15 protein-coding genes and 2 pseudogenes are annotated in these 14737 nt (G+C 68.5%); 11 read left to right on the top strand and 6 right to left on the bottom strand.

Annotation, left to right across the window (positions count from 1 at the left end):
* Positions 1–79: 79 nt before the first annotated feature.
* From ACYR7D_RS23445 to ACYR7D_RS23435, 3 genes are all read left to right on the top strand, one after another.
* A complete protein-coding gene (locus ACYR7D_RS23445) occupies positions 80–1720 on the top strand; it encodes a TlrC/CarA/OleB/SrmB family ABC-F type ribosomal protection protein (RefSeq protein ID WP_459546682.1) in 1641 nt (546 codons plus the stop codon).
* A gap of 113 nt (positions 1721–1833) precedes the next feature.
* The gene (locus tag ACYR7D_RS23440; RefSeq protein ID WP_459546681.1) at positions 1834–2793 is read left to right on the top strand and encodes an NAD(P)H-dependent flavin oxidoreductase; all 960 of its coding nucleotides are present in this window, start codon (positions 1834–1836) and stop codon (positions 2791–2793) included.
* Between the two features lie 346 nt (positions 2794–3139).
* Complete coding sequence (locus tag ACYR7D_RS23435; protein ID WP_459546680.1) at positions 3140–4093, top strand: acyl-ACP desaturase; 954 nt, start codon at positions 3140–3142, stop codon at positions 4091–4093.
* A gap of 255 nt (positions 4094–4348) precedes the next feature.
* Here the strand turns inward: ACYR7D_RS23435 and ACYR7D_RS23430 are convergent.
* Positions 4349–4548: pseudogene (locus ACYR7D_RS23430) on the bottom strand (acetyl-CoA C-acyltransferase); the annotation flags it as partial.
* A gap of 74 nt (positions 4549–4622) precedes the next feature.
* Complete coding sequence (gene mug / locus ACYR7D_RS23425; RefSeq protein ID WP_459546679.1) at positions 4623–5213, bottom strand: G/U mismatch-specific DNA glycosylase; 591 nt, start codon at positions 5211–5213, stop codon at positions 4623–4625.
* A gap of 111 nt (positions 5214–5324) precedes the next feature.
* Between mug and ACYR7D_RS23420 the strand changes: the two genes are divergently transcribed.
* Positions 5325–5768 (top strand): MarR family winged helix-turn-helix transcriptional regulator, encoded by a 444-nt coding sequence (locus tag ACYR7D_RS23420; RefSeq protein WP_459546678.1) that lies wholly within the window; start codon positions 5325–5327, stop codon positions 5766–5768.
* Between the two features lie 95 nt (positions 5769–5863).
* Positions 5864–6310, top strand: a complete 447-nt coding sequence (locus ACYR7D_RS23415) for a hypothetical protein (protein WP_459546677.1) — start codon at positions 5864–5866, stop codon at positions 6308–6310.
* A 191-nt stretch (positions 6311–6501) separates the two neighbouring features.
* Here the strand turns inward: ACYR7D_RS23415 and ACYR7D_RS23410 are convergent, their stop codons facing one another.
* On the bottom strand, positions 6502–6846 hold the full coding sequence (locus ACYR7D_RS23410; protein ID WP_459546676.1) for a rhodanese-like domain-containing protein: 345 nt from the start codon (positions 6844–6846) through the stop codon (positions 6502–6504).
* Positions 6847–7080: 234 nt separating this feature from the next.
* Positions 7081–8079, bottom strand: a complete 999-nt coding sequence (locus ACYR7D_RS23405; RefSeq protein ID WP_459546675.1) for a LysR family transcriptional regulator — start codon at positions 8077–8079, stop codon at positions 7081–7083.
* Positions 8080–8296: 217 nt separating this feature from the next.
* Here ACYR7D_RS23405 and ACYR7D_RS23400 point away from each other — a divergent pair, with 217 nt between their 5' ends.
* A complete protein-coding gene (locus ACYR7D_RS23400) occupies positions 8297–9538 on the top strand; it encodes a Glu/Leu/Phe/Val dehydrogenase dimerization domain-containing protein (RefSeq protein WP_459550260.1) in 1242 nt (413 codons plus the stop codon).
* On the opposite strand, the gene ACYR7D_RS23395 is transcribed toward ACYR7D_RS23400, so the two are convergent.
* Positions 9528–9812 carry a DUF4760 domain-containing protein gene (locus ACYR7D_RS23395; RefSeq protein WP_459546674.1) on the bottom strand — a complete coding sequence of 95 codons (285 nt, stop codon included), beginning with the start codon at positions 9810–9812 and terminating at the stop codon, positions 9528–9530. The two genes, ACYR7D_RS23400 and ACYR7D_RS23395, sit on opposite strands and share 11 nt — an antisense overlap.
* Positions 9813–9997: 185 nt before the next feature.
* On the opposite strand from ACYR7D_RS23395, the gene ACYR7D_RS23390 reads away from it, so the two are divergent.
* Positions 9998–10510: a hypothetical protein gene (locus ACYR7D_RS23390; protein ID WP_459546673.1), complete on the top strand. Its 513-nt coding sequence runs from the start codon at positions 9998–10000 to the stop codon at positions 10508–10510.
* Between the two features lie 653 nt (positions 10511–11163).
* Here the strand turns inward: ACYR7D_RS23390 and ACYR7D_RS23385 are convergent.
* On the bottom strand, positions 11164–12045 hold the full coding sequence (locus ACYR7D_RS23385) for a sigma-70 family RNA polymerase sigma factor (protein WP_459546672.1): 882 nt from the start codon (positions 12043–12045) through the stop codon (positions 11164–11166).
* A 320-nt stretch (positions 12046–12365) separates the two neighbouring features.
* Here ACYR7D_RS23385 and ACYR7D_RS23380 point away from each other — a divergent pair, with 320 nt between their 5' ends.
* The 4 genes and pseudogenes from ACYR7D_RS23380 to ACYR7D_RS23365 form a co-directional block, all read left to right on the top strand.
* Positions 12366–13538 (top strand): serine hydrolase domain-containing protein, encoded by a 1173-nt coding sequence (locus ACYR7D_RS23380; protein ID WP_459546671.1) that lies wholly within the window; start codon positions 12366–12368, stop codon positions 13536–13538.
* Between the two features lie 42 nt (positions 13539–13580).
* Positions 13581–14024: a DoxX family protein gene (locus ACYR7D_RS23375; protein ID WP_459546670.1), complete on the top strand. Its 444-nt coding sequence runs from the start codon at positions 13581–13583 to the stop codon at positions 14022–14024.
* 37 nt (positions 14025–14061) lie between these two features.
* A complete protein-coding gene (locus ACYR7D_RS23370; RefSeq protein WP_459546669.1) occupies positions 14062–14571 on the top strand; it encodes a carboxymuconolactone decarboxylase family protein in 510 nt (169 codons plus the stop codon).
* A 4-nt stretch (positions 14572–14575) separates the two neighbouring features.
* Positions 14576–14695 (top strand): annotated as a pseudogene (locus ACYR7D_RS23365) (ACR3 family arsenite efflux transporter); the annotation flags it as partial.
* Positions 14696–14737 lie beyond the last annotated feature (42 nt).

The raw sequence follows: 14737 nt of genomic DNA, 5'->3' as shown, positions 1-14737 counted from the left end.
CACCATCGCGCGGTCACAGGTCTGCCGGGTGTGTGGGTTCGCGTGATCACGGCCGTGTGCCGAGAACAGGAGGACATTCATGCGCACCGCTGCTCGAATCACTCTGTCCGAAACCAGTAAACGTTACGGCGAACACACCGTTTTCGACCGAGTATCGATCTCGATCCGACCGGGTGAAACGGTCGGTGTCGTCGGGGAGAACGGGTCGGGCAAATCCACGCTGCTGAAGCTGCTCGCCGGGCGGGAGTTACCGGACAACGGCGAGGTGGGCGTCTCGGCTCCCGGCGGAATCGGTTATCTGGCACAGACACTCGATCTACCGGGTACCGCGACCGTCGCCGATGCGATCGACCTGGCGCTGGCCGATATCCGGGATCTGGAGGCCCGATTGCGCAGTACGGAAAGAGAACTGGGCGCCGCGGACCCGGTGGAGCCGGCGCTGCGCCGCTACGCGGAACTGCAGGCGCGGTTCGAGACGCGCGGCGGCTACCAGGCCGATCGGCGCGTCGACCGCGCGCTGGCCGGGCTCGGTCTGCCGGGCCTGGCGCGGGACCGCGCGCTGGCGACACTGTCCGGTGGGCAACGATCCCGGCTCGCGCTGGCGGCCACGCTGGCCGCCGCGCCGGAACTCCTGCTGCTCGACGAACCCACCAACGACCTCGACGACGCGGCGGTGTCCTGGCTCGAACAGCGGCTGCGCCGTCATCGCGGCACCATCGTGGCGGTCACCCACGATCGGGTGTTCCTGGAGCGGATCACCAGTATTGTGCTGGAGGTCGAGGGGGGACGGATCACCCGGTTCGGGGACGGCTACACCGGGTATCTGCGGGCGAAGGCCGCGCAGCGACGGCGGATGGCCGCCGAACACCAGCGGTGGAAGGAGGAACTGGCTCGTAGCCGCCGACTGGCCGAATCGAATGTGGTGCGTTTGGACGCGATTCCGCGCAAGTTGCCGCTCGCCGTCTTCGCCGCCGGGCCGTTCCGGGCGCGGGGGCGTGACCACGGGGCACGCTCTCGTATCCGCAACGCCAAGGAACGCGTCGAGCGGCTCACCGCCACCCCGGTGGCCGCACCACCGGAACCACTGAGTTTCACACCGGAACTGGCGGGCCGGACGGCGCTACCGGCCGACGGGGCGGTGGCCGAGACGGACGGTGTGCGGGTGGCCGGACGGCTGGAGCTCGGTGCGATGCGTATCGCCGCCGGTGAGCGGCTGCTGGTCACCGGCCCCAACGGCGCCGGTAAAACCACGCTGCTGCGGTTGCTGGCTGGAGAACTGGACGCCGACAACGGTTCGGTGCGGGTTCGCGGCCGGGTGGGACATCTCCGCCAGGAGGCGGTTCCGTGGCCCGCCGGAACGACCGTGCTGCAGGCGTTCGCCTCCGGCCGGCCCTGGCATCCGGAGGAACACGCCGACGCCTTGCTGCGGTTGGGGCTGTTCCGGCCCGATGAACTGGGCCTGCGTGTAGGTGGACTGTCCTATGGGCAGCGCCGGCGGATCGAACTGGCCCGACTGGTGAGTGATCCGGTCGATCTGCTGTTGCTCGACGAGCCGACCAACCATCTGTCTCCGGCGCTGATGGAAGAGCTGGAGGACGCGCTGACCGGGTACCGGGGCGCGTTGGTCGTGGTCACCCATGATCGCCGCCTGCGCGAACGCTTCCGCGGTAACCGGCTCGAGGTGCGGGACGGGATCGTCGCCCCGGCCGCGGCGGCATAGGCCGCGCACCATCGTGTGCGCTGTGCTGCCGAGTGGGCACACCGGGTACGGTCGCGGCGGCAGCCGGATCCGGTGGCGCGATACCGGTGCGCAGACAAGCGAGGTGAACTGAAGTGTTGTCGACTTCCTGGTCGCGGGATATGGGGTTACGCGCTCCGATAGTCAACGCTCCGATGGGCGGTGTCGCGGGCGGGCGTCTCGCGGCGGCCGTCACCGCTGCCGGTGGGCTCGGCATGATCGGGATGGGCAGTGCGGGTTCGGTGGCACGCCTGACCAGCGAACTGGAGTTGCTGGGGGAGGTGCCGGGGCCGTTCGGCATCGGGTTGGTCCACTGGGTGCTGACCCGGGAACCAGGACTGCTCGACGCCGCCCTGGCGGCGCGGCCGACGCTGATCTCGGTCGGTTTCACCGAGGATTTCGCCTGGGTCGACACACTGCACCGGCACGGTATCGCGGCGGTGACCCAGGTCTACGACGCGACGCAGGCACGCCGCGCCGAAGACGCCGGGGTGGATGTGATCGTCGCGCGGGGCGCCGAGGGCGGCGGCCACGGGGCGCCGGTTCTGGGCACCCTCCCCCTGCTGGACGCCGTGCTGGACGCGGTCGACGTGCCGGTGCTGGCGGCCGGTGGGGTGTCCTCCGGCCGGACCCTGGCTGCCGTGCTCGCGGCGGGCGCCGCCGGAGCCTGGATGGGCACACGGTTGTCGATGTGCACCGAGGCGCTCACTCCCGACCGTACGCGTGCGGCCCTGATCCGCGCGGATGCCACCGATACCCTCACCACGCGCGTCTTCGATATCGGTCAGGATCTTCCGTGGCCGGCGCGTTTCCCTTCCCGGGTGTTGCGCAACGATTTCACCCGGCAGTGGGCGGACCGTGCGGGCGAGCTGGCCGGTGCGCGGGCGGCCCGGGAAGCTCTGGCCACGGCGATGGACACCCATGATCCGGCCGTAGCACCGATCGACGCGGGCCAAGGAGTGGGAGTGCTGACCGAGAGCCGTCCGGCCGCCCAGGTCATCGAGGAACTGTGCTCGGTCGCGCAGCGGTGCCTGCGCCCCTGGGGAACACGCTGAGGGCAGCGGAGGATTCGGCGTCCCCGGACCTCGCTGCGGATGATGCCGGCATCGACTCGGCCCGCCCCGAGCCCGCAACGATGCCCGGGCGGGGCGGGTCCGGCAGCCGGAGCCGACATTCCGCCGGACTCCGGCCTGTGTTTCCGGACATCCGGGTACGCTCTGCACCGGCACCGCGGTAACTGCCGGGACCTGCGCGGACAGCGGTATTTCGGCCGCGCAGGAGTTACCGTCCTCGCCGATTCGAGAAGGCCCGGCGCTGTGCGGGGTTCGCGGTACGGGTTCGCCGCCGTAGTAGGGAGTGTCGTTTCACCGTCGAAATTCGAGCTGAGAGAGAAGGGACTGTATGGCCCGGGATCTGACGCAGTTGGAGTTGCTGGTGGAGCTGGAACCGGTGGTGGCCACGAATCTCGATCGGCATCTGGCCACGGCCGCGGAGTGGAATCCACACGATTATGTTCCGTGGGACGAGGGCCGTAACTTCGCCGCGATGGGCGGCAGCGATTGGGAACCGGAGCAATCGCGATTGTCGGAGGTCGCCAAGGTCGCGATGGTGACCAACCTGCTCACCGAGGACAATCTGCCTTCGTATCACCGGACCATCAGCGAGTACTTCTCCCGGGACGGTGCATGGGGTACGTGGGTGGGGCGGTGGACCGCGGAGGAGAACCGGCATGCCATCGTCATGCGCGACTATCTCGTCGTGACACGCGGTGTCGATCCGGTGGCGCTCGAACAGGACCGCATGGTGCACATGACACGTGGCGTCCACGCCCCGGACTATTTCGAGGGTGTGCTCGATCAGGTCGCCTATGTCACGTTCCAGGAGTTGGCCACCCGGATCAGTCATCGCTGCACGGGTAAGGTGTGCGGCGATCCCGTCGCCGACCGGATGCTCAAGCGGATCGCCACCGACGAGAACCTCCATATGCTGTTCTACCGCAATATCGCCGGGGCCGCGTTCGATATCGCGCCCGACCAGGCCATGGAGTCGGTCACCAAGATCGTCAAGGATTTCGCGATGCCCGGCCGCGGTATGCCCAACTGGCGCCGCAACGGAGTTCTGATGGTGAAACACGGTATCTACGACCTGCGTCAGCATCTCGACGATGTGCTCTGGCCGGTCCTGCGGATCTGGAACATCTTCGGCCGCGACGATTTCACCGCGCGCGGCGAGCGGGCCCGCGAAGAACTGGGCGAGTATCTCGAGAAACTGGCCGGGGATGTGGAACGGTTCGAAGAGCAGCGCGCACGTATCCTCGAGCGGGAAGCCGCGAAGGCCGGAAGCGCGGTGGGCTGATCCCGGACAGGCCGGATCTCCCCTCGTTCCGAGATCCGGCCGTCCGGCCCTCGCCCGCCCTGCTCCGGGTGCTTCCCGGTGAAGGTCCGGAACCGCGGAGGGTGCGGCGCGACTTCGAGGCAGAACCGTACCCGCGGATTCCGCTGTCGCGGCGGAGGAACCAGTACGGTTCGTGGGAACGTGGGCAACTGTTCATCCGGGCGGCACCATATGGTTGCCCCGGACCGGATCCCGGCCCGGACACAGCGCCTGGGGGATTCGTCCGAAGACGGCGGCCGGACCCTGGCTACCGCCGATACATATGTCTCCACTCCGTAGCGGCCTTCACGGTGGTCCAGCTCGCGCAAGGGGGTGGCGAGAATACGGGCGCCGGTGGTGCCCACCGCATGCCCGAGGGAGATACCCGAACCGTTGGGGTCGAGCCGCTCGTCGTCGGGCTCGACTTTCCACGAGCGGCCGCGCGCCGGCGGAGCGGGTCGGCTGAACCGGCCGGATCCCCTCGGAAGGCGGCTTCCGCGATAACCGGGTACTACTCGGCAGCGCGAGGGGGGACGCGGGTATCTCGTTCCGTTTCCTCTCGGAGAACGCGGAATTCGGCGGCCAGCGCGTTCAGCGTGTAGTGGGCATTGAGGCCGCTCGGGTTCGGGAGTACCCATACCTCGGTATCGCCGAATGTATCGGGCTGGCGTCCGACGGTGGTCCGGGGCCGGCCGAACGCGGTGCGGTAGGCGCCCAGGCCCAGCACCGCGAGAACCCGCGGGTGGTAGCGTCGCACCCTTTCGACCAGGGCGCGGCCGCCGTCGTGCAACTCCTGCGTCGTGAGTTCGGCCGCCTTCGCCGTCGTACGGGGTACGACGTTCGTGATGCCCAGCCCGAGCTCGAGTAGTTCTCCCTCTTCGTCGGGGCGGAGCAGCCGCGGAGTGAACCCGGATCGGAACAGCGCGGGCCAGAAGCGGTTTCCGGGCCGCGCGAAATGGTGGCCTGTCGCCCCCGACCACAATCCCGGATTGATTCCACAGAACAACACACGTAGATCCGGCGCCACCACGTCGGGAACGGTCTTGCCCTCCGCGGCTGCCAGCTCGGCCGGTGTGGGACGGTATGCAGCGGAACGTTCCATCCATCCAGTCTGCCCGACCCGGTCTGCTCTCTCCGGGCTCTCGTCCGCGATCCGGGTTGTTCGCGCACCGCTCGGCCGCGCACCGGCCGGCCGGTGCGCGAAACTGGAGCGATGACCACCGACAACGACCGGACGCCGCCGGCCACCAGCGCCTCGATCCTCGTATTGACGCTGGCGCGGCGAGTGGAAACCGAACTCAACACAGCACTCGCCGAATTGGATCTGACCGTCGGGCGGCTGGGTGTGCTCGGCCATATCTCCGGGGTGCCGGGGGCGTCGTTCAGCGAGCTGGCGCGAATGTCGGGGATCAGTGTGCAGAGTATGCATACAGCGGTGAAGGCGCTGGTAGCGGCGGGATTGGTGCATGACCGCACCGCCCGTGCGGGGGCGGCCTCGACTCTCGAACTGACGCCCGAGGGGGTCCGGCTGCTCCGGGCTGCGCGGCAGGTGGTCGCCGAGGTGGACGATCGCTTGTTCGGGCCTCGGGCCGATCCTGTTCAGCGGCAGATCGGTGCCGCGATGCTCGCCGCCTTCGCCGGTGAGCTCTCCTCCTGACCGAGTCGTACCCGGGTAGCTTCCGATATTTCCTTCAGCTTATATGAAGGCCCGTGCTAACCTGCAGCCTAGCTGAAGGTAAGAGGGAGTTGTCCATGCATCAGTTACTGCTGTCGGTTCACGTCTTGGCGGCCATCGTTTTCATCGGCGGATCGGCTGTCGCCACCAGTCTGTTTCCCCGTTACGCGCCGGTGGCCGAGAGTGCCGATGGAGCGAGCGAGCGTCATCCCGCCGTCGCTGCCGTGCTGCACCGGATCACCGGGACTTACGCGCTGCTCGGCTTGATCGTCCCGGTGGTGGGCATGATCCTCGCCGCCGTGCAGGGGCGGATGGGTGAGGTCTGGATCACCGCGGCGATCGTGCTCACCGGCTGCGCCGCCGCGATGATCACCCTGCTCATCCATCCGATGCAGCGCGAGGCCCTCGGCGCCCCGGATGCCGGTCGGCGGCTGCGCACCCTCGGTATGCTCGCCGGGCTCTACAACACGCTGTGGCTGGTCGTCGTAGTGCTCATGATCGTCCGTCCCGGCGCGGATCTCTGAACCCGGCGAATTCTTCGCAGCCCGCCGGTGGTCTCTGCGCGGGTGCCGCGGCCCGGTGCCGGTCGTGCCCGCTATGAGGATGCCGGTCGTCGACGAGGGCGTGCCCACCGTGCGGATCATCGTGTCGCCCGCAGAGGAACGCCCTCGGCCTCGACTGTGCCGCGACCGGCATCGATCGGATTGCGGCGGGGTCAGGAGGTGTGCCGACTCCCTTGTAGCGGACCTCCGGAAGCACGCCAGTCGATGAGTCCTTTCGACATGTTCACGGCCTCGAAACCGAACTCGATCAGCATGTTCGCGGCACCGGCCGACCGGAGGCCGCCGGTGCAGAAGGTGATCAATAGGCGATCATCCGGCAATTCCGCGCAGCGGTCCGGAAGTTCTTCGAGTGGGATGTGTACCGAACCGGGAATATGGTTGCGCTTCCATTCGAAATGCCGGCGCACATCGACGATCAACGCGCCGTCGCCGACCAGGCGGAGGGCCTCCGGGGCGGTGACCGCGGGGGTGTGACGCAAGTAGTGCCGAATTCCCATTGCCGCAATCTCTTTCGTGCGTCCGGTGATCAGGGCGGGCGGCGGGATCGTTCTGGACGAGCGGCGCGACCCGGCGGGCGGCCCGCGGCGTTCCGAGCCGGGCCGCTGCTTCAGCTAGTCTGAAGGTGTGGGGAGTGTGTTGTCAATACAGTGGTCGAGCACAGGGGGTACGCCGTGAACCCGGAATGCCCGGGGCCGGCCGGGGCGTGGACCGCGACGCGCGGACCCGAGTGATCAGCCGAGCCCCAGGCCCGTGCCCGTCGCTCTGCGCGGCTTCGATACCGGTGGCGCGGCCGCCGTGACGGCCCCGCCGGGCAGCGCGGTATCGGCGCCCAGTCCTTTCTCCGCCGCCGCCGTCCGGATCGCGTCCACGACCAGCAGCAGCGCCGCCCGCCGCGCCGTATTCGTGCGGTAGGCCAGCGATACCGTGCGGGTGAGAACATCGCCGAGCGCCACGATATCGGTACCCGGCGGTCGTAGTGCCAAGCCCAGATCGGACACCAGGGTCACACCCAATCCGGCCGCCACCATCGCCATCGCCGTCGCCTGTTCTTCCACCTCGTGATCGATGCGTGGCTCGAGTCCGACGGATTGGAACGCCAGCCGGGCCGAATGCCCGAAATTCGACCGGGCAGGCGCGAGGATCCACGGGTGCTCGGCCAATTCGGTCAGCGTCACGCTGGCCGCCGGCACCGCACCGGCCGGGACGGCGGCGTAGATCCGTTCGACCGCGATGACCGCACGTTCCAGGCCACGATCCCAGGTCATCTGATAGTTCGAGTAGTCGAGTACGAAAGAGAGGTCGAGCGCGCCGTCGCGGACCGCCGCGGCGGTCGCCTCCGGGGCGAGTTCCCGCGTCCGGACCGAGATGTTCGGATGGGTACGGGCGAGGGCGGTGAGCGCATCGGGAAGCAGCCCGGACGCCACCGAGGCCCACACACCGGCAGTGAGTTTCGCCGTCACCGATTCGCCGGCCTCCTCGAGGGCCTGGGTCGCGCGCTCGACCGAGGCGAGGATCTCCTCGGCGTGTTCGGCGAGCAGCACCCCGAGGTCGGTGAGCTGCACGCGGCGTCCCCGGCGCTCGAACAGCCGGGTGCCGACATCGCGTTCCAGCTGGGCGAGCTGCTGGGAAACCGCCGAAGCGGTGTAGTGCAGAGCAGCCGCCGCGGCCGTGATGGTGCCGCGCCGGTGCAGCTCACGCAACATTCGTAAGCGGGCCAGCGACAGATCCATAACACCGAGCGTAAGCGTTGTGCAGCAACGCTGAACACTGCCGTGAACGAACCGTAAATAGACGAGACGGCAGGTGGGACCGCACGCTGGTGACACCGGATGCGAGCCATCGGCGAGACGACGGAGTCCGCACGGGAGATCACGCGACCCGGCGTTTCCCTGTGGGTGGTGGTGACCGGCACCGAACCCGAGAAGGAGGTTGTTCGCCGTGACGACGATGCATAACCCGGATACCCCGCAGATGACCGCTCAAACCTTTCCGGCTGTTTCCGCGGCGGTGGCCGCCGCCCCGGCGGTCCGTCGTCCCGAACCGTATATGCGCTTGCACTGGACGGACTCCCGCACCGGCGCCGTCGGCTACCTCGTAGTGCACACCTTGCGCGCCGGCCTGGCCACCGGCGGCACCCGGATGCGGGCGGGCTGCACACTAAGCGAGGTCGAAGACCTGGCCCGCGGTATGGCGAACAAAACCGCCACCTTCGACCTGCCGGTCGGCGGAGCCAAGGGTGGTATCGATTTCGACCCCAAGGATCCGCGGGCCGTCGAGGTGCTGGAGCGGTTCTGCGAGGCCATGCGTCCGTGGCTCGCCGCGCACTGGGTGACCGCCGAGGATCTGGGCGTCCCGCAGCACCTGATCGACGAGGTCTTCGAAAAGCTCGGCCTGGGACAGAGCTACCACGCCGCGATCAGCCGTGCCGACGACCCGGCGGCCACCCTGGCTCGGGTGCGGAACGGATTGAACGCGGCGGTCGAGGGCGGCTTCCTGCTGGGCGATGTGATCGGTGGCTACGGGGTCGCGCACGCCTGCCTCGCCGCCGCGGTCTGGTGGGGCCGGGCGCCCGCCGAGACGACCGTCGCGATCCAGGGCGTCGGCACCATGGGCGGGTCGGCGGCCTACTACCTGCACGAGGCCGGGATGAAGGTCACCACCGTGGCCGACGCCGCCGGGACTCTGCACTGTGCCGCGGGATTGGATGTTCCGGCGCTGCTGGAACTGCGTGACGGCTACGGCGAGATCGACCGCTCCCGGTTGCCCGAGGGTATCGAGCGACTGCCGCGTAACGCGATCCTCTCCGCCGATGTCGATATCCTGGTGCCGGCGGCGATTTCCTATGCGATCACTCCGGACAATTCTTTCGACGTCCGCGCCCATATTGTCGTCGAGGCGGCGAACGCCGCCACCACCGCGGAGGCGGAGGCCATGCTCGCCGCCCGCGGTATCCCGGTGATCCCCGATTTCGTGGCGAATGCCGGGGCCGTGGCCTGGGCCTGGTGGCTGCTGCTCGGCGAGGTCGACGATACCCCGGCGAACTCGTTCGACCGGCTCCGCGCCATCATGCACGGCAAGGTCGCGCAGCTACTGGCCGCGTGGGCCGAAGAAGGCACCACCCCGCGCGAGACCGGCCACCGCTGGGCCGACGACCCGGCGCCGGTAGCCGGTCCGGTCGTCATTCCCTGAGTGCGGGCGAGTCGAGCTCCACCGGACCGGTCCGGTGGAGCTCGACAGCTCGTTCGGCGAGCCATGGGAATTCGTCCCACAGCTGCGGTGGGTTCCGCTCCGAACGGTACTTCTCGACCAGCGGCTGTAGCCCGTTCCAGCAGGTTCGGAGCGAATCACCCCACGAATCGGCTACGACGTTCGTGGGGATGAATCCATTGCGGCACATGATGCCCACGCAGTAGTAACTGTGACAGACCTTTTCGGCGCGCTGGATCCCCGCGGACCGGTCCATCCAGAACCTCACATCCCTTACGGCACAACTCGTTCGAGCGTAATCGATCACACTCGGGGGCGGCCGACCGCGGGACAAGTGATCAGGAATCGAGAAGCGCTGGTGGCAGGGCCGTCCGTAGCGTCGGCATCGATAGTCGCGCGGCAGAGCGCCGGGCCACGAATTCGTTGTCGGAGGAGGACGTAATGAAATGGAGCAAACGGGTGCGGCGGACACATCGGGCGCTGGGGGCGGTCTTCCTGGCCACTGTCGTCACCACCCTCGTCGCCCTGGCGCTACAGGCACCGGTGTGGTTGTCGTACCTCCCACTGCCCCCGCTGGCCCTACTCCTGTTCTCCGGCCTCTATCTGTACGCGCTGCCGTACATCGTGAACCGGCGCGGCGGCGGGCCGGTGGATCTCTCGACCGCGCGCACCTCCGGATCAGTGGTCCGTTCGTCCCCGGCGTGGGTATCGCGCCTGCACCGCGGCGCGGCCGCGGTGTTCACGGTGACCGTGGTCGCGACCTTTGTCGCGTTCGCGCTGCCGGAACCCATCGTCTGGGTCTCCTACCTGCCTCTGCTTCCGCTCGTCGCGCTCATGCTCTCCGGGCTGTACCTGATGGTCGTGCGGTATCGTCACGAGCGTCGCAACTCCCGCTCCGCTGCGAGCGACCGGCAGTCCGCCCCGCTTGCCGGAGGTTCTCCGGGTCCGCGTTGACCGCACGGCGACCGCCGAGACGAGCGAGCTGGACCGCATAGCGGCCGGTGCTCCACGCCCCCTTCGCGATGCGCACCACCGTGGTCCGCCGCGGGTCACGGGTCGCCGTGGCCGATACCGCCCTGGTGCAGGAAGGTCAGGACCGCGTTCGGGCCTCGGCCATATTCCCGACTCCCGGTGCCGAACCGTCGGGTGAAGTATGGAGCCCCTCCGAAGAGGGGCCCGTTCCGCGACATCATCCCCTCGCCCGAACCCCCGGTCGGCACCAGCGCACCTCAGGACCTCCGCCCGACTGTACGGTGTTCGAGAACCGGGCCTTATCGGCCGGTTACCTGCTGCTGAGGATCGTCGACCAGCGATGGTCCTTTCTCGCGGTGTTCGGGAATGCGTGCATTCCCGAACACCGATGGGCTGGGTAATCGTTGATCAGCGATGATTCTTTCGGATCGCTTGTCCATCAACCATCCATTCGTGGACACCCCGCACGGGTTGGGGTTCAGCGCATCGTGGTGGTGAGTAGTCGTGCCCTCCGACGACAACCTCTGGCTGACGCTCGCCCTCCTCATCGCCGGTAGTCGATGTTCACCGGCCGCCGGGTGCCCGGAATGCTCCGTTTTGCGAACGTCTGCCGGCCTGCTCGAGTTCTGGCTCGTTCATCCGAGTACGGCGGTGAGGTCGAGGTGGGCGAGGCGGTCGCGATCGGAAAGGATGTCGATCGCGGTGATGCGGTCGCCGGTGACGGTGAAACCGATGACGGAGAAGGGGGCGTCGTCGACGGTGTTGACCAGTCCCGCGTGGCCGTTGACGAGGGCGGGATGGACGGTGCAGAGGGTGACCATGCGCTGAAATGTCTCGGCTCGGCCGGCGACAGCGGCCGCGCCGCGGATTACGCGCATCGCCGCGCCGGAGTCGGCGCGCAGCACCACGTCGGGGTCGAGCAGGCGGAGCAGTTCGTCGAAGTCGCCGCCGCGGGCGGCGGTGAGGAAGGCGTCGACGACGCGGCGTTGCCGGAGCAGGTCCGGATTCGGGTCCGGGGCGGCCCCTTGGACTCGGCGGCGGGCTCTGCTGGCGAGTTTCTTGGCGGTTTGCGGCGTGCGGTCGATGATGGGGGCGATCTGTTCGTAAGGTAGGGCGAACATATCGTGCAGGACGAAGGCGAGCCGTTCGGCCGGGCTCAGCGATTCCAACACGACCAGTAGCGCGAGGCCTACCGAGTCGGCGAGCAGTGCTTCGTGTTCCGGGTCGGGAGTGGACTCACTGGTGATCACCGGGTCGGGTAGGTGCTCGGTTTCCAGTGGTTCTTCGCTGCGGGTTCTGCGAGTGCGCAGCATGTCCAGGCAGACCCGTCCGACGACGGTGGTCAGCCAGCCGCCGAGGTTGCCGACGTCGGTGGTGTCGGTGCGGGCCAGGCGCAGCCACGCTTCTTGTACCGCGTCGTCGGCTTCGGTGAGCGAGCCGAGCATCCGGTAGGCCACCGCCCGTAGGTGGGTGCGGTGTCCTTCGAATTCCTCGGCCAGGAACTGCTCGTCGTGCACGGGTCCTCCTCGATCTCGTCCCGTACCTATGACGGATGGGCGGTGGGAAACGTGACCCTATAGGTTTCGCCGGTTTCTTCCCTTTGCCGATTCATCGCGCGCGTTGCCCCGGATCGACCGCCGGCCCAGAGCTCCGCAAGCGCACCACCCGATGGTGTCTGAGCCGGTTTTCCGGGGTTCTACCTGCTTTTTCTCGTGTTTCGGTCACGTTTTCTCGCCGCCGTCCGTCAGTGCATCAGAACACGAACCACGGCGGCTTTCGGAGCCGGGCGCTGCCGCCGTGTGAAGCCACCTCGGCCGCTATCGAGAGGAACAACACTGTGAATGCGATCGAAGTACACGGCACAGTCGCCGCCGGGTTCGAGGAGGTGCGTGCCGAGTTCGCCGCCGTCGTCGCCGAGGAGGACGGGGAATCAGGCGCCCAGCTGGCCGCGTTCGTCCGGGGCCGGAAAGTGGTGGACCTGTGGGCCGGCCGGGAGGTTTCCGGCACCTCGCTGACCGGTCTGCATTCCACGACCAAGGGCGCCGCGGGCCTGGCGGTGGCGCTGCTGATCCAAGACGGTGCCCTCGATGTCGACCGGCCGGTGGCCCACTACTGGCCACGGTTCGCCGCGGCGGGCAAAGAGCGCATCACCGTGCGTGACGTGCTCGTGCACCGATCCGGGATCGTCGGGGTCGACGGTGGGTTCACTGTCGCCGAACTCGCCGATGAGCAGGTCATCGCCGAACGGCTGGTCGGACAGCGGCCTTTCTTCGAACCGGGATCGGTGCACGGATACGGCGGGTTCGTCACCTACGCCATCGTCGGCGAGGTGGTGCGAGCGGTGACCGGCAGCACCGTCCAGGAACTGTTCGAGCAGCGGATCCGCGCACCCTACGGGCTGGACGTCTATCTGGGTCTGCCCGCCGAACTCGACCACCGATACCTGCCGATCCTGCCATGGCGGGCCACCCCGGAGATGGAAGCGGCCTTCGCCGCCAACTCACCGGCCCCGCACAGCATTGCGGGTATCTCCTACAACCTCAATGCCCGCGGTTTCACCGCCCCCGACGTCATGGCATTGCCGAACGACACCGCCCTGCGCCGTCACGGTCAGGGCTCGGCCGGCGGCGTCGGCAGCGCGAACGGCGTGGCAGCCATGTACGCGGCGGCCACCACCGGCCTCGACGGCCGGGAACCGCTGCTGTCCCTGGACACCATCGCCACCATCTCCGCCATCCATTCCAGCGGTGCGGACCTGGTCCGCGGCGCGCAGGCGCCCTACACGCTGGGTTTCGAGGCCAAGAGCCTGCTGTATCCGTTCCTCGGCGCCCACTCCTTCGGGCACACCGGCTCCGCCGGATCGGACGGATTCGCCGACCCGCACAGCGGCCTGGCCTACGGCTACACCCGCCGCCGCGCCGCATTCGCGTTCAACGCCCCGGAGAACGCCCGGCTGGCCGCCGCCGTGCACCGCGCCGCGACCGGCACCGATATCGCCTCGGCCGCCTGACCTTCAGCGACCACCCCTCTCACTTTCAGGAGCAACACCACCATGTCCGCCCGCACCACCTCAATGATCTCCCGCGGCCTGAAACTGGCCCGCTGGGTTCCCGTGGCCGCCGTGCTCGCCGAAACCGCGGTCGGCGCCTACTGGGACCTGGCCCGCATCTCCTACGTCCGAGACTCTTTCGACCACCTCGGCTACCCCATGTACTTCGCCACCATGCTCGGAGTCGCCAAAACCGCCGCCCTCGCCGCGATTCTCACCCCCGGCCACCCGCGGACCAAGGAATGGGCCTACGCCGGACTGGTCTTCGTCTACGGCGGCGCCGCTACCTCACACCTGGCCGCCGGCGACGGCCCCGACAAATGGGCCATGCCGCTGGCCTTCGCCGCCTGCACCTTCGCCGCCCGCGCCTGGCTGCCCCGGGGCACCTCCATCGCTGCCGCCCTGCGCGCACTCGGCACCGCCGGACACCGGCCCCGGCCCGCCTGACCCACAACGGAATCACCACAACAGAGAAGGAACAACGATGAACACGAACACCACCCAGCAGCGCAACGGCTCCCGGCTGCCCAACCCCCAGCAGCTCGTCCCCGAGCTCGGCGAGATCGGGGCGGCGCTGTTCAAGGCCACCGGTAACGGGGCGATCCCGCGGACCACGATCGGCCTGGTCCAGCTGCGCGCCGGCCAGATCGTCGGCAGCACTTATCTCGCCATCCTGCACACAGGCAACCTGCGCACCGCCGGGGAATCCGAAGAACGCATCGCCGCGGTCGCGACCTGGCGCGACGCCCCCTACTTCACCGAGCCCGAACGCGCCGCGCTGGCCCTGGTCGAAGCTGTCCTGCAGCCGGCACCCCACGGTGAGCGGGTACCCGAGGATATCTACGCCCAGGCCGCCCGGCACTACGGCGACAAGGCCCTGGCCACCCTCGCCCTGGCCATCGGTCAGGTGAACTTCTTCGTCCCGCTGGCTCTGATCGGGCAACCGCTGCCCGGCTTGCCCCCGGCCGAACAGTGGACCCCCGTCTCCGCCTGACAGACGAGGCGAGCAGATCACCGGCCGACCACTCGATGTCGCGCGGATCGCGGTGCCACTGCTGATCTACTTCGCGCTCGGGTGGGGCGGCGGCCTCGGTCACCAGGTGGGTGACCGTTTCGAATGTGGCGGGGATCGTTTCGGCCGGGGTATGCGACAGGGTTTC

It is taken from the genome of Nocardia sp. X0981, assembly GCF_977089955.1.
Note: the sequence above shows the minus strand (reverse complement) of the source record. Positions and strands in the feature narration are given on the sequence as shown.